19 protein-coding genes are annotated in these 25400 nt (G+C 69.2%); 9 read left to right on the forward strand and 10 right to left on the reverse strand.

Going from position 1 to position 25400, the window contains the following annotated elements:
• The first annotated feature begins 33 nt into the window (after positions 1 to 33).
• A complete protein-coding gene (locus RCR19_RS01405) occupies positions 34 to 1506 on the forward strand; it encodes a SulP family inorganic anion transporter (protein ID WP_331263333.1) in 1473 nt (490 codons plus the stop codon).
• Between the two features lie 392 nt (positions 1507 to 1898).
• Here the strand turns inward: RCR19_RS01405 and RCR19_RS01410 are convergent, their stop codons facing one another.
• Positions 1899 to 2477 (reverse strand): TetR/AcrR family transcriptional regulator, encoded by a 579-nt coding sequence (locus tag RCR19_RS01410; RefSeq protein ID WP_331263334.1) that lies wholly within the window; start codon positions 2475 to 2477, stop codon positions 1899 to 1901.
• Positions 2478 to 2568: 91 nt separating this feature from the next.
• Between RCR19_RS01410 and RCR19_RS01415 the strand changes: the two genes are divergently transcribed.
• Complete coding sequence (locus RCR19_RS01415) at positions 2569 to 3015, forward strand: DUF1772 domain-containing protein (RefSeq protein WP_331263335.1); 447 nt, start codon at positions 2569 to 2571, stop codon at positions 3013 to 3015.
• A gap of 137 nt (positions 3016 to 3152) precedes the next feature.
• Here the strand turns inward: RCR19_RS01415 and RCR19_RS01420 are convergent, their stop codons facing one another.
• The gene (locus RCR19_RS01420) at positions 3153 to 6941 is read right to left on the reverse strand and encodes a S8 family serine peptidase (protein WP_331263336.1); all 3789 of its coding nucleotides are present in this window, start codon (positions 6939 to 6941) and stop codon (positions 3153 to 3155) included.
• Positions 6942 to 7764: 823 nt separating this feature from the next.
• On the opposite strand from RCR19_RS01420, the gene RCR19_RS01425 reads away from it, so the two are divergent.
• The 4 genes from RCR19_RS01425 to RCR19_RS01440 all read left to right on the forward strand — a co-directional run bounded on the left by RCR19_RS01425 (position 7765) and on the right by RCR19_RS01440 (position 12037).
• Positions 7765 to 9492 (forward strand): peptidase M6, encoded by a 1728-nt coding sequence (locus RCR19_RS01425; protein ID WP_331263337.1) that lies wholly within the window; start codon positions 7765 to 7767, stop codon positions 9490 to 9492.
• Positions 9493 to 9665: 173 nt separating this feature from the next.
• Entirely contained in the window at positions 9666 to 10268 is a 603-nt protein-coding gene (locus RCR19_RS01430) for a helix-turn-helix domain-containing protein (protein ID WP_331263338.1), read from the forward strand.
• A gap of 216 nt (positions 10269 to 10484) precedes the next feature.
• On the forward strand, positions 10485 to 11231 hold the full coding sequence (locus RCR19_RS01435; protein WP_331263339.1) for a phosphotransferase: 747 nt from the start codon (positions 10485 to 10487) through the stop codon (positions 11229 to 11231).
• A 299-nt stretch (positions 11232 to 11530) separates the two neighbouring features.
• The gene (locus RCR19_RS01440) at positions 11531 to 12037 is read left to right on the forward strand and encodes a DinB family protein (protein ID WP_331263340.1); all 507 of its coding nucleotides are present in this window, start codon (positions 11531 to 11533) and stop codon (positions 12035 to 12037) included.
• A 360-nt stretch (positions 12038 to 12397) separates the two neighbouring features.
• On the opposite strand, the gene RCR19_RS01445 is transcribed toward RCR19_RS01440, so the two are convergent.
• Both RCR19_RS01445 and RCR19_RS01450 read right to left on the reverse strand, forming a co-directional pair.
• On the reverse strand, positions 12398 to 13144 hold the full coding sequence (locus RCR19_RS01445; protein WP_331263341.1) for an NAD(P)H-binding protein: 747 nt from the start codon (positions 13142 to 13144) through the stop codon (positions 12398 to 12400).
• A 287-nt stretch (positions 13145 to 13431) separates the two neighbouring features.
• Positions 13432 to 13920 carry an FBP domain-containing protein gene (locus RCR19_RS01450; protein ID WP_331263342.1) on the reverse strand — a complete coding sequence of 163 codons (489 nt, stop codon included), beginning with the start codon at positions 13918 to 13920 and terminating at the stop codon, positions 13432 to 13434.
• 71 nt (positions 13921 to 13991) lie between these two features.
• On the opposite strand from RCR19_RS01450, the gene RCR19_RS01455 reads away from it, so the two are divergent.
• Complete coding sequence (locus tag RCR19_RS01455; protein WP_331263343.1) at positions 13992 to 14561, forward strand: WHG domain-containing protein; 570 nt, start codon at positions 13992 to 13994, stop codon at positions 14559 to 14561.
• Between the two features lie 89 nt (positions 14562 to 14650).
• A complete protein-coding gene (locus tag RCR19_RS01460; protein WP_331263344.1) occupies positions 14651 to 15826 on the forward strand; it encodes a GDSL-type esterase/lipase family protein in 1176 nt (391 codons plus the stop codon).
• 134 nt (positions 15827 to 15960) lie between these two features.
• Here RCR19_RS01460 and RCR19_RS01465 read toward each other — a convergent pair whose 3' ends face one another.
• From RCR19_RS01465 to RCR19_RS01490, 6 genes are all read right to left on the reverse strand, one after another.
• Positions 15961 to 17487, reverse strand: a complete 1527-nt coding sequence (locus tag RCR19_RS01465) for a metallophosphoesterase family protein (protein WP_331263345.1) — start codon at positions 17485 to 17487, stop codon at positions 15961 to 15963.
• A 97-nt stretch (positions 17488 to 17584) separates the two neighbouring features.
• Positions 17585 to 18589, reverse strand: coding sequence for an aldo/keto reductase family protein (locus tag RCR19_RS01470; RefSeq protein WP_331263346.1), 1005 nt, complete (start codon positions 18587 to 18589; stop codon positions 17585 to 17587).
• A gap of 136 nt (positions 18590 to 18725) precedes the next feature.
• Complete coding sequence (locus RCR19_RS01475; protein WP_331263347.1) at positions 18726 to 20654, reverse strand: glycogen debranching N-terminal domain-containing protein; 1929 nt, start codon at positions 20652 to 20654, stop codon at positions 18726 to 18728.
• The gene (locus tag RCR19_RS01480; protein ID WP_331263348.1) at positions 20651 to 22006 is read right to left on the reverse strand and encodes a trehalase family glycosidase; all 1356 of its coding nucleotides are present in this window, start codon (positions 22004 to 22006) and stop codon (positions 20651 to 20653) included. Before RCR19_RS01480 ends, RCR19_RS01475 begins: the two co-directional genes overlap by 4 nt.
• Positions 22003 to 22803: a sugar phosphate isomerase/epimerase family protein gene (locus RCR19_RS01485; RefSeq protein WP_331263349.1), complete on the reverse strand. Its 801-nt coding sequence runs from the start codon at positions 22801 to 22803 to the stop codon at positions 22003 to 22005. Before RCR19_RS01485 ends, RCR19_RS01480 begins: the two co-directional genes overlap by 4 nt.
• Positions 22804 to 22814: 11 nt before the next feature.
• The gene (locus RCR19_RS01490) at positions 22815 to 23861 is read right to left on the reverse strand and encodes a zinc-binding alcohol dehydrogenase (RefSeq protein ID WP_331263350.1); all 1047 of its coding nucleotides are present in this window, start codon (positions 23859 to 23861) and stop codon (positions 22815 to 22817) included.
• 126 nt (positions 23862 to 23987) lie between these two features.
• On the opposite strand from RCR19_RS01490, the gene RCR19_RS01495 reads away from it, so the two are divergent.
• Positions 23988 to 25391 carry an extracellular solute-binding protein gene (locus tag RCR19_RS01495; protein ID WP_331263351.1) on the forward strand — a complete coding sequence of 468 codons (1404 nt, stop codon included), beginning with the start codon at positions 23988 to 23990 and terminating at the stop codon, positions 25389 to 25391.
• Positions 25392 to 25400 lie beyond the last annotated feature (9 nt).

The following is a 25400-nucleotide window of genomic DNA, read 5'->3' on the forward strand; positions in this document are numbered from 1 at the left end:
CGCGACGTTCCTTCCCCCCGCAGAAAGAACGCCATGACTCCACGCATCTCCAGCTTCGCGACCGCACTGCGGACCGACCTCTCCTCCTCCCTCATCGTCTTCCTCGTCGCCCTGCCGCTGTGCGTGGGCGTCGCCGTCGCCTCGGGAGCACCGGCCGAACTCGGCCTGATCACCGGCATCGTCGGTGGCCTGGTCACCGGGCTGCTCCCCGGCAGCAGCCTCCAGGTCAGCGGCCCGGCCGCCGGACTGACCGTGCTCGTGTTCACCGCCGTACGGGACTTCGGGCTGTCCGCACTCGGCGTCATCGTCCTCGCCGCCGGACTCCTTCAATTGGCCCTCGGCGCCCTGCGTCTGGGACGCCTGTTCCGTGCCATCTCGCTGTCCGTCGTCCACGGCATGCTGGCCGGCATCGGGCTGGTGCTGATCGCGGGACAGCTCTACGCGCTCGCCGACCGCAAGGCCCCCGGCAGCGGTACGTCGAACATCGCGGGGCTGCCGGACCTGGTCGCCGACGTCGTCGGTTCCGGCCCCGCGTTGACCGCCGTCGGTGTCGGTGCCGGAACGGTCACGATCATGATGCTGTGGAAGAAGCTTCCGCCGAAAACGCAGATGCTGCCCGGCCCGCTCGTCGCGGTGGGTGCGGCGATGCTCGCCGCCTTCGCTTTCGATCTGCCCGTCGCCCGCATCGAGGTGAACGGGCTGATGGCCTCCATCCAGCCGCCCGGTCTCGACGCATTCGAGAAGTTGGCAGAGGTGGCCATGCTGACGACCATCGTCGCCTTCACTCTCATCGCCTCCGCGGAATCCCTTTTCAGCGCGGCAGCCGTCGACAGGATGCACGACGGCCCCAAGACCGACTACGACAAGGAGTTGATGGCACAGGGCGCGGGCAACACCGTGTGCGGTCTGCTCGGTGCACTGCCCATGACCGCGGTGATCGTCCGCAGCGCCGCCAATGTGCAGGCGGGAGCCAGGACGAAGCTGTCGCGCGTCCTGCACGGGGTCTGGCTGCTGATGTTCGCCGCACTGCTGCCCCACCTTCTGGACCTGATTCCGACTGCCGCTCTTGCCGGGGTCCTCATTCACGCGGGCCTCAAACTGCTGCCCCACAAGGAACTCGGCCCCCTGTGGCGCGATCACCGGGGCGAGGCCGTGGTGCTGGTGGTCACCGCGGGAGCGATCCTTCTCACGAACATGTTCGAGGGCGTGCTGATCGGATTGCTGCTGTCGGTGGTGAAGACCGCCTGGGAGACTTCGCGCGTTCAGATCGAGGTCGATGACGCCGGAACCGGACCGGTACGGGTACGGATCCTCGGCCATGCGACCTTCCTGCGGCTGCCCCGCATCCTGGAGACCCTGGAGCAGCTTCCCGCGCATCGGCCCACCGAGCTCAACCTCACCGGTCTGCTGCACCTCGACCACGCCTGTATGAGCGCGCTGCAGAACTGGGCCGACCAGCACAACGCACGCACCATCCACCCCGAACTCTCCCCCGCCTCGGTCTGAGCCGGAGGACTGCGGGGCAGAGGTCCACCGCGCTCGGTCCGCCGCGCTCGGTCGACCTCGCGGGCATGTCGCCCGCGGAAGCGGCCGAGCGGTGAAGTGCCGGTCCGACGCTCTGCGCTCACACGCGTGGCGACCCGCAACGGAGTGGGCCGAGCAACGCCTGCGCGCGGTCGCGTACCAGGGCGCGTATCGGGTCGTGATCATTGAGCCGCGCGCCCCTGACGGGACGCCCGCCCCGTCGAGGGTGCGCGGCCCGGCGATGCACGGCTGAGCCGTGTGGGCGTGAGTGACCGCAAGCGGTGCCATGGGCGGGCACCACGCCCGAGAAACCCGATGCCACAGCCGGGCAGCCGCGCCCGAGGACCCCGGCTGTGTGCTCGCCGGGCGTTGCGTCAGAGCATGGCGAGCCGGTCCACCAGCAGTTCCACCCTCCGCTCGGCGTCCTCCGGTGGCAGCCGTCCCGCCCGGGTCAGGGTCGCCAGCCCGTGCAGGGCCGCCCAGAACACCTCGGTGAACAGCGCCGGGTGGACGCCGTCCCCGGCGACCTCGCCGAGGCTCTCCAGCAGGGCGGCGAAGGCGTCCTTCAAAGGCTCCGGGGTGTCCTCGTTCGCGAACGCCAGGCCGCCGTCGAGCTGGAACATCGCGTCGTAGACCGCCGGGTTGCTCTCGGCGTAGTCGAGGTAGGCACGGGCGAGGGCGGTGACCCGGGCGCGCGGACCGTCCGCGGCGGAGGTCGCGGCCCGCACCGCCGTGGCCATCTCGGCGGCGCCCTGCAGGGCGACGGCGCCGATGATCTCCCGCTTGCCACGAAAGTGGCTGTAGAGGACGGGTTGGCTGTACTCGATGCGCTCGGCCAGCCGGCGGGTGGTGACCGCGTCCCAGCCCTGCTGCTCGGCGAGTTCACGGGCCGTCGCCACGATGAGGCGCTCGCGGCCCGCCCGTTCGCGCTCCTTGCGTTCCTGTACCGACATGATTCGATCCTAGCACCGCTAGACAATCGAGCGGCAGCAGTACTAGCGTTGCCTTGTCATCTAGCAGTGCTAGATTCCAGGAGGGGTCATCATGCTCAACGCACTCGAGATCTTCACCACCGTGATCGTCGGCCTGATGGTGGGGGTGGAGTTCTCCGTCGCCTTCGTCATCAACCCGATCCTCAACGGACTCCCCGGCGACAACGGCCTCCGCGGACGCACCCACGGAGCCCGGATGCTCGGCGCCTTGATGCCGTTCTGGTACATCGGCTCGCTCGTCCTGAGCGCGGTCTGGGCCATCGCCGGACGGCATCACCACGGCGCCGGTCTCGTCGTCATCGCCGCCGCGCTGCTGATCTTGAGCGTGATCATGTCGCTCCTGCTGCTCGTCCCGATCAACAACCGGACCAAGACGTGGACCACTGAGAATCTGCCCGTGGACTGGAAGGAGCAGATGAATCGCTGGGACCGCTTCCACTACGTCCGCGTCGCCGTCATCATCGCCGCCTTCACCCTGCTGGTCACCGCCCTCACCTGAGCCCGCGGGCCGACACCGCGCCGGTGGCGCACAATCCGCACCCCCGCTGCAGCACTGCCTCGAACTCCGGGAGCGGGACCCTTAGCTGGTCCCGCCCCCGGTGGTTGCGTTCCTCTCTCAGCGATGGCGCGCCGAGGTCACCTCAGTCCGAAGGCACGGACGATGGTCTGCTCCACGGCGTTGCCGTCGGAGTCGGCGGCGCCGGCCCGGACGGTGACGAAGCGGGCACCCTTGGGGGCGTTCAGCTCCGTACGCCAGCCACGGCCGTCGGGCGTCCGGGTCAGATGTGCCTTGTGCCAGGTGACGCCGTCGTCGTAGGACAGCTCCAGGGTCCCGTTGTGGAAGGCGGCGGGGGGCAGGTCCGCGTAAGCCTTCGGCCATTCACCGGACGGCTTGGCGGGCTTGATGGTGAACTCCGCGTCGCGGCCGGCCTTGCCCGAGAAGTCGGTCGTGACGTTGTAGTCGAGCTGGACCAGGGGCAGCGGCAGGTTCTGGTAACGCCCGCCGGCCGCGGACGTGAAGTCCCAGACCGTACGGGTGCGGGTGGAATAGGGGCTCGCCCAGGTGCCGCGGGAGAACTCCGAGACGATGCGGTACGGAAGCGCCTCGGGCTTCAGCCCCGCCGTATAGGTGTAGTAGTCGGACGACTGGGCGAGCAGGGTGTCGCCCTGGTAGATCGATGTCTTCGCCTGGACACCCGGGGCGGTGCCGTATCCCTCGCGGTCGGCGCCCGCGTCTCCCCACCCGGCGACGAACGCGAAGAGGGCGTCGTCCTGGCGGGACAGCGACGTGCCGTCGTACGAGATGCGCGGCCGCTGGATCGGGGAGAACCAGTTCTCCGCCGTGCGGCTCCCGGTGCCGTAGTGCTTGTCCGCGGCGATGACCCGGGTCTCACCTGTGACCGTCGCGCTCTCCCGGTACTGCACGCCGGGGGACACATAGTCGGTGCGGTCGCCCTGGCCCTGTCCCGGGATCTCCGGCCAGCCGATGGCCCACCAGTCGGACTCCGGATACACGTCGTAGCGGAAGTCCGTCGCCTGGGCCGGACGGTAGTTGCGGAAGGACATGTCGACCCGGGCGAGATCACCGGTGTTCGGACGGTAGGTGAGATCCGTCGGGATCTGGTTGCGGTAGTTGCGTACCACGTCGTACAGGTACTCGGTGGTCGGGTTGGAGTACACCTCCAGTGCCGTGCCGGACTTGGCTGCCTGCGAGATCAGGCGGCGGCCTTCCTCCTGGTCCAGTGTCGCGATGTTCATCGGCGCGATGCTGTCGAAGGCCAGCGGTTCCACAAGGCCGGGGCCGTCGTTCACGACGAGCAGCAGTGCGGCGCCGGCCGACGCCGCGGTGGCCGCCTGCTCGGACAGCCCCACCGTGTCGTTGCGGTCGACCACAGCGGCCTTGCCGCGGACGTCCCGGCCCGTGTAGTCCGCCGCGGCGCCCTGGCCCACGTACACGGGCCTCAGCCGGTGCGAGCCCTTGGAGAGGGGCTTCGTCCCACGCCGCACCAGCAGGTCGTCGAACGAGGTACCGCCCATGGAGATCTTCAGCGCGGGCTGCTCATTGCGCCACCGGGTGCGCACGTCGAAGGTCCCCTTGGTCACCTTCGCCGTGGGCACCGCCCAGAGGGTGTCCTCGGTGCGCGGCACGAGGAAGGACATCACCTGGTTGCCCGCGCCGGGGAAGGCCCGTGTGTAGTCGACTCGCAGAGCGCTGCTCCTGGACTCCCGAGGGGTCAGCAGCTTCATCTGCCGGGCCTTGGCCGCACTGAGCACGATGGTGGTGTCACGGTTCAGGTCGAACTGCGGCACCATGGCCAGCGCGTGTCCGCGGGACTGCGGACCATGACTGCCCTCGACCTGCATCCACTGACCCAGCGACCAGGTCCCGGCGGGAAGTTCGAGCGTCAGAACGCCGGGCGAATCGATGTCGAAGTTGATGTTCCAGTTGTTCACGAAGGGGTCGGAGGTTTCGTCGGACGCCCCCATGAGCGTGCCCGGGCCCGTGTAGATGCCGCCCGACCGGTCCTTGGACACGATCGTCACCTTGAAGGTCTGGTTGGCGGTGACGAAACCCACGGCGGTGTGAGCGAGAGGGACGCCCGCCGCCGTCGCATCGATGCGCGCGTCGTAGGTCGTCCCTCGGGCGGCCTTGTCGACGTCGGCCGTCACGGTGACCGTGCTGGTGCCATGTGCCGGGACGGTGACCTTGTCCTTCGACAGGGTGAACAGCCCGGCAGGGGCCTTGGGGGCGGAGACCGCGAGGTCCAACGTCACCGCGGAGTCGCCGATGTTGGTGTATGTCACCGTCTTGTCGACCGTCGCGCCGGGATCGGCGGGCCAGGGGTGCTCACCCAGGGAGACCGTACCGGTGGCGTACAGGGTGGACTTGGTGGCTGCCGCGATGTCCACGCGGCCGGCACCGGCCTGGAAGGCGGTGTAGGTGGGGGTCGGCTTCGATGTGCTGACCAGGGCGTCCTTGATCTGCCGGCCGGTCCAGTCGGGGTGCTCCGCGGCCAGCAGCGCGGCGGCTCCCGCGACATGCGGAGTGGCCATCGAGGTGCCGCTCATCGTAGTGTAGTCGCCGGTGCCGCCGGCGTACCGCGAGCGGGCGGCGAGAATGTCGACGCCGGGAGCAGTGATCTCCGGCTTGACCGCACTGTCCGACCAACGCGGGCCGCGGCTCGAGAAGTCGGCCAGCCTGTCGTCGCCGTCCACGGCACCGACGGTCAGTGCCGCATCCGCGGCGCCGGGCGCGGCAACCGTCTTCGAGTCCGGACCCGAGTTGCCGGCGGCGATGGTGAACAACGCGCCTGTCTCTGCACTGAGTTGGTTGACGGCCTGGCTGAGCGGGTCGGACCCGTCGGACGGGCTCCCGCCGAGGCTCATGCTGATGACCTTGGCGTGGGCGTCCCGGGCGGCCCACTCCATACCGGCCAGGATCCAGGAATCCTGTCCTTCGCCGGAGTCGTTGAGGACCTTGCCGACGTGCAGCCGGACGCCGGGGGCGACGCCCTTCTCCTTGCCACCGGAGGCCGCGCCGGTCCCGGCGATGGTGGAGGCCACATGGGTGCCGTGCCCGTGGTGGTCCACGGCGTCCGTATCGGCGGTCGCCTGGCCCTGAGGACCGTCGCCTCCACCGGGGGGCTGGTCCGGTACGAAGCTGGTCGCCTCCGCGACCTGGCCCACCAGATCGGGGTGTCCGTCGTCGACGCCGGTGTCGAGTACGGCGACGTCCACGCCCTTGCCTGTGTTGCCCTCGCGCCACACCTCGGGCGCACCGATCTGGGCGGTCGAATCGGCGAGCGTGGCCTTGGCCCTGCCGTCCAGCCAGATCTTGGAGATATCGCCGGCCAGAGTGGGTCTGGGGGCGGGCGAGGCGAGGAGTGCGCTGCTGCGGGACACCGCGGATGCGCTCACCTTGGCGGTGACGGCCGACCAGAATTCGGCCGCCTTGTCGTGGTCCTCGGTGAGAGCCGCTCCGTTGATGCTGGAAAGGGTGCGCACCCGGTTCGCGCCGCGCGGTGCGGCCTGTGCGCGGGCGGTGGCGTCGTGGGTGTAGGTCACGATGAGCGGCAGGTGGTTCACCCGGGCGTCGTCGTAACCGTCGGCCACCAGCCCCGTGACGTTGAACAGCTCCTTGTCGAGGAGACCGGCGGAGACGTACGGCGCGGCCGACTCGGGGTACACGTACAGGTCCTTGCCGACCTTGTCGGTGTGCGCGGCGACGGGCTCACCGTGCGGACCGCTCACCGTCATGGTGCCCGCGTCTCCGGCAGGCGTGACCGTGACCTTGTCGCCGGTGATCAGCGTGACGGTACGGGGCTGCGCGGCCGCGGGCGCGGCAGGCACACCGGCCGCCGCCGTGCTTCCCGTCTGCCGTACGGGCTGCGCGCCTGCGGATGTCGTGACCGAAAGGGACAGCATGGCCGCTGTGATGCCGAGCGCCGTCAGCCGTCCTCTACGAGAGGATATGTGAGGCAATGTGAATTCACCGCCGTGTTTGCGTGGGCAGTACCGGGCGATCATGCGGCGTTCGCTTTCCGGTCAGCCATACCGGAATGGTGTCGCCATTGGTCATGGCACATATGCGCCATGAGGACGCCCACTGTGCGCAGCGGCGGTTCACGCTTCACGTGACAACGCGGCATCCGCTCGTGGCGCTGTTCGGTTCACGGCCGGCGGGGAGGACTGCGGCCGCATGTGCCGCGGTCGGCGTGGGAGACACAACACCGCCTCACCGACCGGCCCGCTCTCGGACATTGATGAAGGAGTTCGGTATACAGAACGTCCGACTCGACGTCGGTCAGGACACCCGAGGGCCAGTTTCCAGGCAACTCGCGTCATTGCGTGCATCGTTGACACCCGACCAGCAGCGCCATACGCTCCCGATCGTTCGTTCCGCAGAACGACAACAACGTTCAGGAGGCGGTGCCACGTGTGGTCAGGCCTGATCGGCGGAAGGACCAGAGCAGTCGCGGCAGGGGCCGTCGCGATGGTGACGGCATTGATCGGCAGCAGTGCGGGGGCGGCGCCCGCCGGCCCCGCAGGCCCTCCGCCCGCCGCGGCGCACATCTCGGATCCGTTCGCGCCCATCGATCCGCAACACCCCCAGGACCAACAGGACATGACCTGGAGCGACTATAAAAAGGTTCCGGGTACGAACTGGGCGGATCCCCAACTCCAGCCGACCCAGAAGAAGTTGCGCATAGCGTTGGTCGCGGTCGATTTCCCGGACCAGCCATTTGTCATGACTATGCCGAAAAAGAGCGACCCTTTCGGCAACCCGCAGATCGACCCCGTATCCCGCGACGACATCCCCGGGTTCTACGCGGATTTCTACAACAAGCCCAGCGCGCTGAACCACGGCCACACCGTGAACGAGTACTGGATGGAGCAGACCGGCGGCCGTATCGGCGTCGAGTTCGTTCCCTTCGGACCGTACCGGGCTCCCCGGCCGTCGTACGAGTACGGGCTGAACGACATCGGCCAGGAGCGGGAGGGCTGCCCGAGCGGACACACCTGCGACGGCAGCATCGAGAAGGACATCGACCCCGTGTGGAAGCAGGACGTGGGGGCCGACGAGGCGAAGACCTTCGACCGCGTGATGCGTATCTACGCCGGTTACGACGAGACGTCCGTCTGGCAGGAGTTCGGCGAGATGAAGTTCCAGACCCCGCAGGACGTGCCCGATGAATGGGGACCGCCCGATCCGGACCTTCCCAACGCCGTGCGCAGCCGGTACACCGGCTTCACCTCGTGGAAGGCCGGATCGCAACTGTGGGGCAACTCCGGTATCCGGCAAGGGGAGAGCTCGGGAACCATCACACACGAGATCACCCATACCTTCGGTATCGGTGACAACAACAACAATCCATACGTCGAGCCCTACCACCGGGTGGGCACCGGCCCCTTCGACGTGCTCGACCGCGGCTCCTTCAACGGGCCGGGCGGACCGCACAACCGCTGGCAGGTCCCGGCAACCCAGGGCGCCTCGATGCCCGCCGGCCAGACCGTGCGGACCAAGACCAAGCTCGGCTTCCTCGACGACGACCAACTGCTGACGCTGTCGCCGCAGGCACTCGCCGACCATGGTCTGGCCGTGTTCGACGTCCGCGCCCGGTCGGCGAAGGTGAAGAAGAACCAACTGCAGGGTGTCGAGATCGACTTGGGCACGGACAAGACCCCGGCATGCGACGTCAATACGGATCCGTTCTGCTCCGGCCCCGGCTTCACCGACTACACCATCGAGACGGTGCAGCGGATCGGCGCGGACTCCTTCACCCCCGATCACGGGGTGATGCTCACGAAGAACAAGCCGTTCGACGACGAGGGCGCCAGCTGCGGTTACCTGTGCTTCAGCTGGATGATCGACGCCAATCCCCAGGACATCAACATGGTCGACTTCACCCGGCCGGACGGTACCAAGGTGATGCGCTCGATCGGTGACTACCGTCAGCTCAACGACGGCCTGTTCCATGCGGGGACCGGCTCCGGCAGCGCCTACGAGTACACGGACACGGCCAACCGGCTCAAGTTCTACGTCATCAACATGAAGACCGATCCCGCCGGTGAGCTCTCCTACACCGTGGCCGTACGGTCGCTGGACGGATCGGGCCCGCAGACCCGCGGCGTGGCACTCAGCCACGGCAGCTCGGCCGGTGACGCCCAACGCCGGGGTGCCGTCTGCACCTTCCAGCTGGCCAACACCGGATACGGCTCCAGCGGCGCGACGGACAAGTCGGCCGCGTACCGGGATGCGGACGTCTACCGGCTCTCCGCGACGGCCCAGGGAGCGGGGTGGCGGGCCGAGGTGCCCAATGCTCTGGCCACCGCCAAGGTCGGCGAACGCACCACGGTCAACGTCGCCGTGGCTGCCAGCAAGGGCGCGGCGAACCACTCCAAGGTGACCCTGACCGCACGCTCCGAGAGTGATCCGCACAAGACGGCACAGGCGAACTGCACCGTACACCGCTGAGAATCCGGTCGCCGGGAGCACTCCCGGCGACCGTATCGGCCGAGGACCGGCGTCGCGACGGCGCCCGGCCCTCGGCCTCTCTCCCTCAAGTCCTCGGCCGCCAACGGCCGTCAAAGGCAGGCGCGGACCCCGTACGCTGAGGCGAAAGCACCCGCCCCGCAGGAGATCGTGTGATGACCCCGAGCAGCTCGGTCAGACAGACCCTGGCCGCCAACCTCAGGCGTGAGCGGAACCGCCGCGGGCTGTCCCTCAGCGAACTGTCCCGGCTCTCCCGGATCGGCAAGGCGACGCTGTCGCAACTGGAGTCGGCCACCGGAAACCCGACGATCGAAACGGTGTTCAGCCTCTCCCGAGCTCTGGACCTGCCGATCTCCGACCTGCTCGAGACCGATCCCTCGGGCAGCGTCACCGTGGTCCGGGCCGCCGACACCGAGGTCCTGAGCGGCGAAGGCGTCGACCTGCGGCCGCTGCGCCGGATACAGACGGGCGGGCTGATCGTCGAGGTGTACGACCAGCAGGTACGAACCGACGGCCGACAGGCCTCTCTCGGTCACGCGGGAACCGAGCACACCATCGTCCAGTCCGGCCGACTCGACGTGGAGGTCGACGGACACCTCACCCGTCTCGGCCCCGGCGACTACATCGCCTTCGACGCCTCGATCCCCCACGGTTACGCCGCGCCGGAAGGCCCGGTGCGTTCGGTACTGCTGCTCCAGTACCGAACGCCCCGGTCCCAGCAGGACGACGACGAAAGCGCGGTCAACGCACCGCACTGAAGAGACGCGGGAGCGAGCGGCAGGCGCGTCTCCCCCGGATCGGACGACCCTCAACCGGGCCGGGGCGGACTGAACTCCTGCCGAAGGTGGTGGGCTCGACCTGGTCGGAGGTCGGTGTCGTGCACGAGGCCGCGGGGGGCAGGACGTGGTCAGCCGCGTAATCCCACGTGACAAACCCGGCGACGTCGGCGATTGTCGCCGGGATACTGGTCGCCCATGGATGAGGTCGAAGTCGTCGTCGCCCATTCCGAGCGCGCGACCCTGCGCGTCGGCGACGTGTTCCTGAAGGTGGACGCCGATCAGGCGCACATCGACGTCGAGGTGGAGGCGATGTCCCTCGCGCCGGTCCCGACCCCGAAGGTCCTCTGGCGCAAACCGCCCGTGCTCGCGCTCGCCGCGGTCCCGGGGACGACGCTCGGACGCCTCGGCGGGCCGTCGACCGGGTCACCGGCGGCGTGGGCCGCGGCGGGCGCCACCATCCGGAAGCTGCACGACGCGCCGCTGCCGCCCCGGACCGGCGGGGCCGGGCGGAGCATCGTCGCGCTGGCGGCGGAACTCGACGCCGAGTGCGAGTCGCTCGTCACCAATGGCGTCCTGCCCGCCGACCTGGTCACCCGCAACCGCCGGGTCGCGGAGGCCGCGCTCCGGCCGTGGGCTCCGGTGTTCACTCACGGCGACCTGCAGATCGCGCACGTCTTTGTCGACGGCGGCGAGGTCAGCGGCATCATCGACTGGTCCGAGGCGGGCCAGGGTGATGCCCTGCACGACCTCGCCACCTTCACGCTCGGACACGAGGAGCACCTCGACGACGTCATCGCCGGCTATGGCACCGATGTCGACCTCGACGTGATCCACGCGTGGTGGTCGTTGCGAAGCCTGCTGGTGGTTCGCTGGCTGATCGAGCACGGCTTCGACCCGTTTGCGCCGGGCTGTGAGGTCGACGTGCTGAGATCCCGGATGTGAGGCTGCGCGGGCCCGACTGCTGTGAGTGCGTTCTGACGCATCAAGCAGGCCAATCCCCTGGGGCGATCGCCCGCCCTTGCCTCAACAAAGTGCGGTGCCCAGTCGTCACCGTCAGATGACGGCGCAGCCGAGGGTGACGAACGCGTGGTGAATGCCGTCGCGGAACTCCTGGCGGATCCCGGCGCACAGCACGAACAAGATCCCTCACAGCATCTGTGGCGGCCACCGGGTCCCAAGACCGGGGTCGTCGCCGGCAAATGCGTCGACAGCGGTCAGGGGGATCGTGGATGCTACGCACGATGACCAGAATCGATGACATGCCTCCCGCTTGGGACGAACGCAGCCAGCTCACCACGTTCCTCGACTACGCACGTGACACCGCCCGCATCAAGTGCGAGGGCGTCTCCGAGGAGAACGCCCGCAAGGCGCTCCTGCCGGGCTCACCGCTGATGACCTTGAGCGGACTGATCAACCACCTCCGCTGGGTCGAGTACTACTGGTTCCAAGTCGTCTTCCTCGGCGAGGAGGACGACGGGCCCTGGACCGAAGAGGACCCCGACCGCGAGATGCGGATCGCCGTCGACTTCCCGCTCACGCAGCTGCTCGACGAGTACGCGGAACAGAGCGCCCGCTACCGCGAACTGGTCGACGGGAACAGCCTGGACACCAAGGCCAAACGTGCCGGCCGCGACGGCGTGCACTTCGACCTGCGCTGGATCCTCCTCCACCTCACCGAGGAGACGGCCCGGCACAACGGCCACTTGGACATCCTGCGCGAGATGCTCGACGGCGCGACCGGTGACTGAGGCCCGCTCACTCTTGTGACCGTCCGGCTGTCCGCTCCCCGGTCGCCCCGGCATGGGTGTGTACGAGCAGGCTCCACCTGAGTGCCGACATCCCTGGTCCGCCCGTGATCGCCCCTCGTCACGGGCGGACCACGGGCGGACGGCACGTCGTACCAAGCGGTACTGGCAACGTTCCGTATCCCGCGCATCGGACCGGACCGTCCGCGCACAAGGGCCGCCGATCTCGCCGCCGATCGGGCGGCAAACAGCAACGGCCCATGCCACCAGCGCCTGCGGCATCCCGGTAACCGTCCCACGATCTGTGCCCGGTCGTCCCGACCGGCAGACAGGCGGCAGGTCGTTTGGCCGGCACGGCCTGCGTCATGCCGACGTCGCGGGGATCTTCTCGCTGAGCCAATCGGCGAACGTCTGGGTGCCACGGGGGCCGGTGCCGGTCGGAAGCAGGCCGCCGCTGCTCATCCCGCCGGGGAAGTACAGCGGGAGGACCGGGCGTCGGCGCGCGCCGCCCGCGGCGATGAGGCGCCGGGCCATGTCGACCAGCGACTCGGTCTGCGGCCCGGCGAGCTCGGGGGCCATCGCCTGCGGTGCCCGAGGGGCGATGTCGGCGAGGGCTTCGGCGACTTCCCGTACGGCGATGGGCTGGACCCGTCCCGTCGGCACCGTCGCGATCGGCCCGGGCACGCTGTTCAGCATCTGTCCCGCGAACTCGTGGAACTGCGTGGTGCGCAGCACGGTCCAGGGCACAGCCCCGCCCCGGACGATCTCCTCCTGCCGCAACTTGCCGGCGTAGTAGGCGCTCTTGACCCGATCGACCCCCACGATCGACAGGGTCACGAGGTGCCGCACCCCGGCACGCTCCGCCGCCTCCACGAGGTGCCGTCCCGCCGTGTCGAAGAAGCCCACCGACACCGACTTGCGCATGGTCATCACGTTGCTGACATCGATCACCGCTTCCGCTCCGGCCAGCGCCGCATCCAGCCCGGACCCGCTCAGCAGATCGACACCCGCACCACGCGACAGCACCACGGGCGCATGTCCGCGGGCCTGAAGCACCTCCACCACGAGCCGTCCGGCCACCCCGGTCCCGCCGGCAACTGCGATCTCCACAACCACTCCCGTCTCTCGGCCCTGTCCGGAAAGATGACCGCGGGGTCAGGCCATTTGTGACACCCACCTCATGAGCGGAGTCACACGGTCCCGACTCAAGTGCCGTCGTACCACACAGGTCTCAGGCCGGCGGCCGGAGTCCGCTGCGGTGCCGGGCGCCGGGACATGAGCCACCATGGCTCTCATGGGACGCCGACCGTGCCCCGCCTTGAACTCGTGTGCGGGCCCTTCGGCTTGGCGAAGGACCCGCACACACCGGCTCCGCACCCGACGATCAACCGAGTGCCTCAGGCGGTGACCTGGGCGATGAACGCGGCGAGGTTGGCGACGGTCCGCTCGATCTTCTCCTCCAGTGTGAGCGACTCGTGGAGCCGGGCGCCGATGCCCGCGTCCTTCTTGCCCCGTACATACAGCGAACAGGCGAGGTCGCTGCATATGTAGGCCCCCACGGAGTTGCCCTGCTGCCCGGCCTTGCCCGCCTTCGCGGCGACCATCAGGGACACGCCTCCCGTGTGCGTGGTCATGCAGATGGAGCACATGCTGCGGCGCGTCCCGGGCGTGACGGCCGGGCTGCGCAGCGTGAGCGCCACCGGCCGGCCGTCGAGTTCGACGGCGAGACAGGCCCGGTCGGGAGCCCGAGGGTCGCGCCAGCCGAGAAAGTCCAGGTCGTCCCAGGGCCGCTCGGCCAGGTCACGGGGTACGGAGAGCCGCTTCGCCTCACCCTTGGAGCAGTTCACGAAGGCGGCTCGGATCTCTTGCTCGGTCAGCGGGTTCATGAGCGGCAGGCTAATTTGCCTAAAGCTTTTAGGCAAATGCATAATAGTTGTCGCCAGAAGGGAGAGGTGTTATGGTTCGAGTAGGCCTGACCCCGGAGCGACTGACCCGGGCGGGAGCGGAACTGGCCGACGAGGTCGGCTTCGACAAGGTGACCGTCTCGGCGCTCGCCCGGCGCTTCGACGTCAAGGTTGCGAGTCTGTACTCGCACGTGAAGAACTCCCAGGACCTCAAGACCAGGATCGCCCTGTTCGCCCTGGAGGAACTCGCCGACCGGGTGGCCTCCGCGCTGGCCGGACGCGCCGGCAGGGACGCCCTGGCCGCCTTCGCGGACGCCTACCGCGACTACGCCCGGGAGCATCCCGGCCGGTACGCCGCCGCCCGTCTCAGGCTCGACCCCGAGACGGCGGCCGCCAGTGCAGGTCCCAGGCACGCGCAGATGACACGGGCGATTCTGCGCGGCTACGACCTGACGGAGCCGGACCAGACACACGCGGTCCGGATGCTGGGCAGCGTCTTCCACGGCTACGTCAGTCTGGAAATGGCCGGAGGGTTCGACCACACGGCCGTCGACCCGAAGGAGTCCTGGGACTGGATGGTGGATTCCCTGGACGCACTGCTGCGGAACTGGACCACGTCCTGACCGGTGGCCCCGCACCACCGAACACGTTCGCCCCGCTGCACGTCGGCGCAGCGGCACCCTGCACACATCTTGATCAACAGGCTGAGGCAATGAACACCCAACACGGCTGGATCACGACACCGGTCACCGAGAACATGCTGCGCGGTTTCCTCGACGTCGAAGCGACGCAAAACGGTCTGCTGCCCCATCGACTGCCCGCTCGTGCTCGCCGGCAGATCCCCGACGACCAACTGGCCATGGCCGAGGCCCAGCCCTCGGGTGTGCGGCTGGTCTTCCGCACCCGGGCCACCACCGTCGAACTGGACACAGTGCCCACCAAGCGGCTGTACCGAGGTCTCCCTGCCCCGGCGGACGGCGTGTACGACCTACTGGTCGACGGCCGCCTCGCCGCCCAGGCCACGGTGACCGGCGGCAACGTCCACCTGATCGACATGGCTACCCAGTCCTTCGAACTGCAGGAGGGGCCTGTCGGCACCGCCCGCTTCACCGACCTCCCGGCACGTGACAAGGACGTCGAGATCTGGCTGCCGCACACGGAGATCACCGAGCTCGTCGCGCTGCGAACCGATGCCCCGGTCGAGCCTGCACCGGCCGGCGGCCGCAGGGTCTGGCTGCACCACGGCAGTTCCATCAGCCATGGCTCGAACGCCACGCACCCCACCGCCGTTTGGCCGGCGCTGGCCGCGGCCCGGGGCGGTGTGGAGCTGATCAACATGGGGTTCGGCGGCAGTGCGCTGCTCGACCCCTTCACCGCCCGCGCGATGCGTGACACCCCGGCGGACCTGATCAGCCTCAAGATCGGCATCAATGTCGTCAACACCGACGCCATGCGCCTGCGCGCCTTCACCCCCGCAGTCCACGGCTTCCTCGACACCATCCGCGAGGGGCATCCCACCACGCCCCTACTGGTCGTCTCCCCCATCCTGTGCCCGGTCCAGGAGGACACCCCCGGACCCCTCGCGCCCGAATTCGAGGGCGGGACCCTGCGGTTCAAGGCCACGGGCGATCCGGCCGAACGCGCCGCCGGGCGCCTGACGCTGAACGTGATTCGCGATGCACTCGCCCGGATCGTCGAACAGCGCGCGGTCGACGACCCCCACCTGCACCACCTCGACGGCCGCCGCCTCTACGGCGAGACGGACTACGCCGAACTCCCGTTGCCCGACGAGGTCCACCCCGATCCGGCGGGACACCGACGCATCGCCGAGAACTTCGCGCGGCTCGCGTTCGGCGAGGGCGGCCCCTTCTCCTCCGAGGCCGGCTGACGCAACGGACCGCCGCGCGGCGATCCGCACCCTTTCGACGTCGTGGGCGAGACGGTGGAGCGGTGCTTCCAGGTGGGTGCCGATCGCATGCGCAGCACGGCGAGGGCCCGCGACCGCGGGCCCTCGCCCATGCGTCAGGCGGACATGTGCTGCTTGCCACCGTGTCCGTGCGATGTGTGGTGGCCTCGGTGGTGGGGACGCAGGCCGGAGAGATCGTGGCGTACCACCGAGTTGCGGTCGGCGACGCTCGCGCCGAGGGCGAACTGCGGCCAGTAGCCGAGGATCTCCATGCGGCTGCGCTCGCTCCACCGACGGGCCAGTTCGCTACGGCTCTTGTAGAAGTTGAGCGCGTAGCCGCCCGTGTACAGGCGCAGCAGGGAGAACCCGCCCGGGTACTCCTTGGCGGCGGCGACCTCCTGTTGGGTGACACGCGGCGCCAGCGGGCTGATGGTGCGCTTGTTGCGATGCGTGTGGCCCGCGTGGTGCAGGAACAGGCCCGGCATGCGGGCGTAGTCACCGAGGATCGTGGCCGCCTGCGTGGAGTCCAGCGAGTTGCCGGCCGTGATGGGGAACGCCGAGTCCTGCACGACGAGCGGGTGGTGGCCGAAGACGATCGTCGGCCGGTCCTGGTCGCGGTGCAGCTGGTCGCGGAACCAGGCCATCTGGTCGGGTGAAAGGGCCCCGGAGTCACCTCCGTTGCCCGGCTTGTCGTAGGTGTCGATTCCGATGACCCGCAGTCCGTTCAGGGTCCGGGTGAAGTAGGTGCGGTCCAGCTGGGCGGGGAAGAACCGGTCCGCGAAGCAGTCGTTGCCCTGCCACTGCCCGGCGCGGCAGTGCACGTACGGATCGCCCAGGTGCGCCCGGTCGTGGTTGCCGCGCGTGACGAAGTAGTCGTCCCGGTAGGCGCCGAACCTGCCCAGTAGCTTGTGGGCCCGGCTGAGGTCGAGGGGCACGGCTTCGGCGGAGATGTCGCCCGCGGCGAGCAGGTAGTCGGCACCGAGCGCTGTCACGTCCTGCACCAGGGACTCCAGCATGACCTCCGGGTACGGCGGCAGGCCCGGTTCCTGCTGGATGCCGATGTACTGCGGCTGGCCGCCGACGAGTCCGGCCTGGGTCTCACCCATGTGGAGGTCGTTGCACAGCGCGATGGAGAACAGATAACGACCGGGCGGAGGTTGGGGCGTGGTGAAGCTGTAGGGACCCGTGCCGTCGAGGCCGTAGTCCGAGGTTCCGACGGCGTTGCCCTTGATCAGGGTGAAGGCCGTCGGAGGGACCGGCTTGCCGTGCGAGGTGGCCTGGTAGTAGTAGGTCCGGCCCGGCTCCAGGCCGGTCAACTCGACGTAGTGGTACGGCGTGTGGGCTGACAGGCCGGTCGCGACCCGGGTGAGGCGGCCGGGGTGGGTACCCCAGCGCACCTCTCCGTCGGCGGGCGCCGGCACCATGCGGCCCAGTCCGTCGTCGCTGCCGGTGTAGCCGGTGTACCAGGTGATGACGGCTCGGTCCTCGGTGAGCGTGACCAGCTCGAGGTTGGCGGGTGAGATGTCGTCCCCGCCGGTCGCGGCCGAGGCGACGCCGTCGAACGCGGTCGCAACGAAGGGCGCCGCCGCGGCCACCGCGGACCAGCTCAGAAGATCTCTTCGGGTGAAATCACATCCAGGCATGCTGCCTTGAGTAATCGCTGCCGTTGAACACGGCATGTACGAGTCGCCACGTCCGCCATTACTTTGCGACTCGGGGCCCGACCAGGGCCTCGCTGTCTCAGGGACGGCGCTCCGGTACGTTGTCGTGCACGCGCTTGGGGTCGGTGACCGCGACCGGCTCGAGGATCTCCTCGATGCGCGCCATCAGATCGGCCTCGAGCACCACGCCCGACGCCTTCGCGTTCTCCTGGACCTGCTCCGGCCGCGACGCACCGATGATGGCCGCGGACACATTGGAGTTCTGCAGCACCCACGCCACGGCCAACTGCGCAAGCGACAGATCCGCCTCCGCCGCCAACGGCTTCAACTGCTGCACAGCCGCCAGCACGTCATCACCCATCCACCGCGCGATCATGCCGGCGCCACCCTTGTCGTCCGTGGCCCGCGAACCCGCCGGCGGCTGCTGACCCGGCTCGTACTTGCCCGTCAGCACACCCTGCGCGATCGGCGAGAACACGATCTGGCCCATACCCAGCTCCTCGCAGGTAGGCACCACCTCGCCCTCGATCACCCGCCACAGCGCGTTGTACTGCGGCTGGTTGGAAACCAGAGGAATCCGCAGCTCACGCGCCAGCGCGTGAGCCCGCCGGATCTGCTCCGCGGGCCACTCCGACACACCGATGTAGTGAGCCTTCCCGGAGTGCACGACATCGGCGAACGCCTCCATCGTCTCCTCCAACGGCGTCGCCACGTCGTACCGGTGCGCCTGATACAGATCCACGTAGTCGGTCCGCAGCCGCCGCAACGACCCCTCGATCGACTCCATGATGTGCTTGCGCGACAGCCCCCGGTCGTTACGGCCCGGACCCGTCGGCCAGTACACCTTCGTGAAGATCTCCAGACCCTCGCGGCGCTCACCCTTCAGCGCATCACCCAAAACCGCCTCGGCCCGCGTCCCGGCATAGACATCCGCAGTGTCGAACGTAGTGATGCCCGTCTCCAGCGCGGCACGCACACACGCGACAGCCGCATCGGCCTCCACCTGCGAACCATGAGTGAGCCAGTTCCCGTAAGCGATCTCGCTGATGATCAGGCCACTGCGGCCGAGATGACGGTATTCCATAGGGGCAGTCCTTTGGTCGGTGGCTTCGCTGGGCCGGGAGTTGCCGGTGCGGTCAGGGGTCCTGCTCCTGTATCCGGCCTTGCCGTCCCGCCCTTGTGTGTGGTGTCGGCAGCCTTACGGCTCCGGGCGCCGGAGTTCAGGTCCGGTGTTCGTTCCGTACCTGTTGCCGTGCTGTGTGCAGGGCCAGGGGTGTGGCCGCCGCCCAGGCCTGGGGCGAGCAGGAATGGGGGTAGGGAACAGGGCCCTTGGTGGCGGATCGGCCGTAGCCGGCGATGACCTCCGGCAGTCGGTGGCCGTGGTGGGCCGCTGCCGCGATGAGGCCTTCGGTGACGGTGTCGACCTCGTCGGTGAGCCCGTAGCGGGCAAGGCCCAGAGTGATGACGGCGTTGTCGTGGGGCCAGGCGCTGCCGCGGTGGTAGGAGAGGGGGTGGTACGGCTGCTGTCCCGAGGCCAGGGTGCGGATCGCCCAGCCGGAGAAGAAGTCCGGTGCCAGCAGGCGGCGGCCGACCCGGCGGGCGTGCTCGGCGTCGAGGATGCCGGACCACAGCAGGTGGCCCGCATCCGAGGCCAGGGCGTCGACTTGGTGTCCGTCGCCGTCCAGGGCCAGAGCGGGGAAGTCGGCTTCCGGCATCCAGAAGTCGGTGGTGAAGCGGCTGCGCAGTCGGGCGGCCACGTTGCGCAGACGGGTGGCGCAGGCCTCGTCCTGCCAGACCTCATGGGCGAGTTCCGCTGTGCGCCGGAGTGCGTCGTAGGCGTAGCCCTGGGCTTCCGAGACGGCGATGGGGCCCTTTGCCTGGGTGCCGTCCGTGAAGCAGATGGCGCCTGCGGAGTCTTTCCAGTTCTGATTGACCAGTCCGCCGGGATCGGGGGTGTAGACGAGGTAGCCGTGTTGCTCCAGGCCGCCGTCGGTGAGCATCCACTCAACGGCCCGCCGTGCGTGGTCCTCAAGGCGCGTGGCAAGGCTGCTGTCGCCGGTCGTCTCGTAGTGGGCGTGCAGCAGGACGAGGAACAGCGGTGTGGCGTCGACGGCGCCGTAGTACCGGCCGTAGGGGATCTGACGGAAGTGCGCGAGTTCGCCGTGGCGCGTCTCGTGGACGATGCGTCCGGGCTGTTCGCCGCTGAAGGCGTCGTGGCGCTGCCCCTGTGTGGCGGCGAGGGCGCTAAGTGTCGCGGCGGCCGCGTCCGGTCGGTAGGGCAGCAGGAAGTAGGAGGTGAGCAGGGAGTCGCGGCCGAACAGGGTGAGGAACCAAGGAATTCCGGCGGCGGGTACGTGCACCGGGTCACCGTCCACGCCCGTCACCGGGATGGTCAGCAGATCGATGTCGGCGAGGCCTCGCTCGCAGGTACGACTCAGATCGTCGGTCGCCGTCGGTGCCTGCCGAGGGGGGTGCGGAGCGCCAGGCGGCTCGTACGGCAGTCCGTGCGGCTGGGCGCGGACGGTCAGTTGGAGTTCGCTCTCGCCGTGTTCGTCGAGCGGGAGATGCCAGGTCAGGGTCCGCGCGGTGGACGGTGCGGCGCCCTGCCGGGTGTCGACGGCGTCCGGGGCGGGGCGGCAGGTGAGCGTGGTGCGGGAGTGCCAGTCGGCCCGGTGGTAGTCGAAGTGCAGGCCGTCGGACGTCGTGCGGGTTGTGTACCGGGCGTCTTGCTTGGAGTAGTGGCGGTCGTCGGCCCGCAGTTCGAACAGGTCGGCGAAGTCGGCGTCGACGGTGAGATCGATGCGGGCCGTGACCGGGTGGGGAAGGTTGCTGACCAGCCGGAGATGTTCGGTGAGCGTGCCCGCGGTGAGGGTCTGCCTGCGGAAGACGGTGTAGGCGGGGGGATTGTCCCGTGTGCCCCGCGGGGTGAGGACGCACTCGGCCGTGTCGTCCGTCGTCGCCTCGGCCGGCACCAAAGCGACGGGACTCCTGCCGTCGACGGTGAGCTGCCAGCGGCTGAGATGGCGTGCGTCCTTCAGGAACAGTCCGTCGGGTGTGGTCCCGCGGATGCCGCTGATGCCCGCGCCGGCATCGAGGCGGGCGAAGGTGGCGTCGCGCACCAGCTGCACGGCGTGGTCGCCCGCGGTCATGGCTGGGGCTCCTTCGGGTCGGCGCACAGCAGATCCAGTGCGAGGGCGGCGGTCCAGGAGAAGTGCCGGGCGCCCCGGGCGGCGCCGGTGGTCGGGTCGACGTACTCGGCGAACTCCGAACGCCCGGCTTCGGCGAGAAAGCCCTGCTGGAGCCGTTCGGCGTCGGGGTGGAGGCCGTGGGTGCGCAGCCCGCGGTGGATCAGCCAGGCCGTGTTGAACCAGGCCGGGCCGCGCCAGTAGCGCTGGGCGTCGAAAGCATGACCGGTCAGGTCGTAGCTGGGGATCAGCCGGGTGGCAGGCGCGCTGAAGTGCGGTCCGTCGAGGGTGTCCTGCAGCCGCCTGACGATGTCGTGCGGCAGGCCGGGCACGACGAGGGGGACCAGGCCGGTGACACTGCGCTCGTCGACCAGGGTGTCGGTGGTCAGGTCGCGGGCACGGAACATGCCGGCCTCGTCGTCCCACAGGCGCGCCATCAAGTGGCCGGTCAGTTCCTCGGCGCGCGCGGTGTGGGAGGCGCCGTCGACGCCGAGTTCGTGGGCCATGGCGGCTAGGGCGTGCTCGCTGACGATGAGCAGGGCGTTGAAGCAGGGGTCTTCCATGGCGAAGCCGTGCCGCAGCGCGCGGTCGTCGTAGCCGGCCTCGCGGTAGTCGGTCGCCAGCCGGACATAGCGGGCGTAGTCCAGGTCGGTGGGCCGGTCGGCGGGGTGGCCGTGGTTGAGGTCGGCGCGGCGGAAGGCCTCGGGCGCGGCGGGTTGCACGCGGCGCAGGGCCCGGTCCCAGCAGGGGCTGTTGTCCATGCCCGGCTCCCACGGGTGGACGACGGCTGCCAGCCCCGCGCCGCCGAGGTCGCGGCGAGCGAGGAGGTAGTCGTGCCAGGCGGCGAGCCGTGGATAGGCGCGGCTGAGGAATCTGCGCCGGCGAGATTCCCGCGGGTCCGCCTGGTGCGTGAGCCAGGCGGCCAGCGCGTGCACGGGAGGCTGGACAATGCCCGAGGTCTCCGGCGTGGCCGGGGCGCCGGCGGTTCGGCCCGAGCGCGAGGACTGCCAGAAGTCGGGGCTCGGGAAGTAGGCGTCGTGCGGCAGGGCGGGGTTGAAGACGATGTGCGGGATGCGTCCGTCGGCCCACTGGCCGGCCAGCAGGGACTCGAGTTCCTGCTGGGCCCGGCGCGCGGAGAGGTGGCGCAGTCCGATGGCGATGAAGGCGGAGTCCCAGCTCCACTGATGGGGGTAGAGGGTGCGGGAGGGAACGGTGGAGGTGCCGGTCCAGTTCTCGATAAGGACCCGTGCCGCACCGCGCCGCAGTGTCAGGGCCGCGGACGCGGTGGACACGGGCCGGTCCAGGAGGGAGTTCACGCGCCGGACCTCTGCAGGAAGGCGGGGATGGAGCGGACGGCCGCGACGGGGTCGCCGGTGAGACGGCATTCGGCGGCGAGGTACCCGTCGTAACCGATGGTGTGCAGGGCGGCGAGCCAGGCGGGCCAGTCGAGGTGTCCGGCGCCGGGCTGGAAGCGGTTGGAGTCGGAGACCTGGGCATGGCCGATGAGGTCGGCGTGGGCGAGGATCGCGGCGGCGGGGTCGCTCTCCTCGATGTTCATGTGGTAGCTGTCGATCCCGATCTTGACGGAGTCGAGTCCGGTGCTGCGTATCAGGTCGGCCGCCTGTTCCAGGCGGTTGACCATGTGGTCCTCGTACCGGTTGAGCGGTTCGAGGAAGAGCGTCACGCCTTCCCTGCGTGCGTGCTCCCCCAGTTCGGTCAGGCCGGCAAGGAGGATCTCGCGGTCCTCCTCCTCGCTGCGCGGCGGCTCGAAGGGCGGCAGACGGCGCGAGAACATGCCGTAGGAGGCGGGCGTCTGGGCGCCCAGTCCGCCGATCTCGGCGATCACGGTGAGCTGGGACTTCATCTGGGTGATGGCGTCGGCGCGCAGGGCGGTGTCGAAGGCGCCGAAGAAGTGCAGCATGTCGACGCAGACGGTGGGCATGACCACGCCGTCCTTCGCCGCCCGCTTCAACTCGTCGAGGCGGGAGGCGAAGTGCAGATCGCCCTTGCCCCGCAGTTCGATGGCGTCGTAGCCGGCCGCTTGGGCGAAGTCCCACTTGGCCTGCAGGGTTTCTCCGGGCAGGAGTTGCTCCTGAACGGCGGTCTTGAGCATGGTGGGGCCTTTCAGAATTCCAGGACGACCTGCAGCGCCTCGGCAGGGCGCTCGTCGAGCAGCACATAGGCGTCGGCCGCGTCGGCGGCCGGGATGACGTGGCTGACCAGGGAGGCGACGTCGACCTGCCCCTCGGCGACCAGCCGGAGGAAGGTCTGCTGAAGGCGCTCGACGCTCCAGCGGTGGGACAGCTGCGGTGGGACGCCGCCGATCTGGGAGCAGATGAGCTGAACGCGGTTGTGGTGGAACTCGTCCCCCAGCCGCAGTCCGATGCCGTCGCCCTGGTAGAAGCCGGAGGCGACGACCCGGCCACCGACGGCGACCGAGCGCAGGGCGTCGTGCAGGGCCGGGTAGGCGCCGCTGATCTCGATGGCGAGGTCGGCGCCGAGTCCGGCGGTGGCCTCGCGGATGCGTTCGGCGACCGCGTCGGTACGTGCGTTGAGCGTGTGATGTGCGCCATACCGCTTTGCGGTCTCCAGGCGGCCGTCCAGTGCGTCGACGGCCGTCACACGGGCGCCGTTGAGCTGCGCGAGCCGGGTGGCGAGCAGGCCGATGACGCCCTGCCCGAACACGGCCACATCCTCGCCGAGGTGGATGTCGCCGGCCAGGACGGCGTTGTAGGCGATGGCACCGACCCGGGCGAAGGCGCCCGCCAGGGGCTCGAGCCCGGCCGGCAGGGTGTGGCCGGTCATGCGCTCGGCGGGGACGATGCCCTCGCTGCGGTGTCCCCAGATGCCCCACACCAGGTCGCCGGGGCGCGGCAGCCCCGGGGTGTCGGCCAGGTCAGGGGCGATCTCGACGACCTCGCCGACCTCGGAGTAGCCCCAGCCGGCCACCGGGTACTCGATGCCGGCCGCGCCCTCCCGGAAGAGCCGGGCTTCGGGATCCCAGGTGCGCGTCAGGTAGGGGTTGGTCCCCCGGTAGGCGGTGAGCTCGGTACCGGCGGAGATGCCCGAGTAGCGGGTGCGGACTCTGAGGTGGCCCGGCGGCAGCTCGGCTCGGACGTGCTCGGCGACCTCCACCTGGCGAGGGCCGGTGAATTGAACGACGCGTTCCACGGATGGCTCCGGAAGTGGTGCGGTGGTGAGTTGCGTCGACAATATCTCCAACTTATGTCTTGTCAACACGCAAAACTGATGCTGAGATGCGTGCCCAGTAGACGTAAGCCGGAACAAGGACACGCAATGCGCACCATGACCCTGCGGTCGAGGACGACCGCGGTCGGCGTCACAGCAGCCCTGGGACTCGGGCTGCTCACGGGCTGTTCCAGCAGCACCGGGCCCGGCAAACCGGACCGAGAGATAACGGTCTGGTCACAGGAGAACCTCCCTGATCGCATCGCGGCAACGCAGAAGGCGATCGACGGGTTCGAGAAAAAGACGGGGATCAAGGTCCATCTCGTCGGGGTCGACGAGGGCCAGATGCCTCAACTGATCATGTCGGCCGCGGCCGCAGGCAAGCTGCCCGACGTCATAGGCGCGGCCCCGATGGGCCAGGTCTGGCAGATGTACACCAATGGGCTGCTCAACACGGACATCCCCAAGAAGATCATCGGTGAGCTGGGCCGCGGCACCTTCAACGCCAACGCGCTCGACCTGACCTCCGACAAGGACACCAGCCTCGGTGTGCCTTCCGACGCGTGGCTCCAGCTGCTGGTCTATCGCAAGGACCAGTTCGACCAGAAGCAGCTGGCGGCGCCCGACACCTACGAACGCGCCCTGACCGCCGCCAAGGCACTCACCGCCAAGGGCAACGACGGCATGTCGGCGGCCACCGACCCGGGTGACGCGTTCACCTCGCAGAGCTTCGAGAGCGTCGCCCTCGCAAACGACTGCCAGCTCGTCGACGACCACCACGAGGTCGCCCTCGAATCCCCGCAGTGCCAGACCGCGTTCCACACCTACGACCAGCTCGCCCGTACCTACGGCGCCCCGGGAACCCAGACCGTGGACTCCACCCGCGCGACCTACTTCGCCGGCCGGTCCTCCATGATCATCTGGTCGTCGTTCCTGCTGGACGAACTCGCGGGACTGCGCAAGGACGCCCTGCCCAGCTGCCCCCAGTGCAAGCAGGACCCGCAGTACCTGTCCCGCAACAGCGGCATCGTCACGGCGCTGAAGGGCCCCGACGCCGCGCAGGCGGCCCAGTTCGGCGAGATCACCTCATGGGTGACCACCAAGACGGCCGAGACGGCCGCCTCCCGCCAGTTCATCGAGTACATGATGGGCCCGGGCTACGAGACCTGGATCGGCATGGCTCCCGAGGGCAAGATCCCCGTCCGCCACGGCACGGCCGCCCAGCCCGATCTCTACCTCGACGCCTGGCGGCACAGCGACATCGGCGTCGACACCCGAAAGCCCTTCGACCAGGTGTTTCCCGAGGAGCTGCTCAACCAACTCGCCGACGGCGTCAGCAACATGCGGCGCTGGGGCATCACCCAGGGCGAAGGGGCCCTCGTCGGCGCGACCAACGGCGAACTCCCCGTGCCGAAGGCCATCGGCGCGATGACCAGCGGACAGATCTCCCCCTCCGAGGCCGCACACGAGGCCGACGACGAAGTCGCCGCCCTCAAGAAGTCCCTGCAGTAGCCGCCCGCA

The organism is Streptomyces sp. WAC07094, assembly GCF_036320405.1.
Classification (GTDB): Bacteria; Actinomycetota; Actinomycetes; order Streptomycetales; family Streptomycetaceae; genus Streptomyces; species Streptomyces lannensis.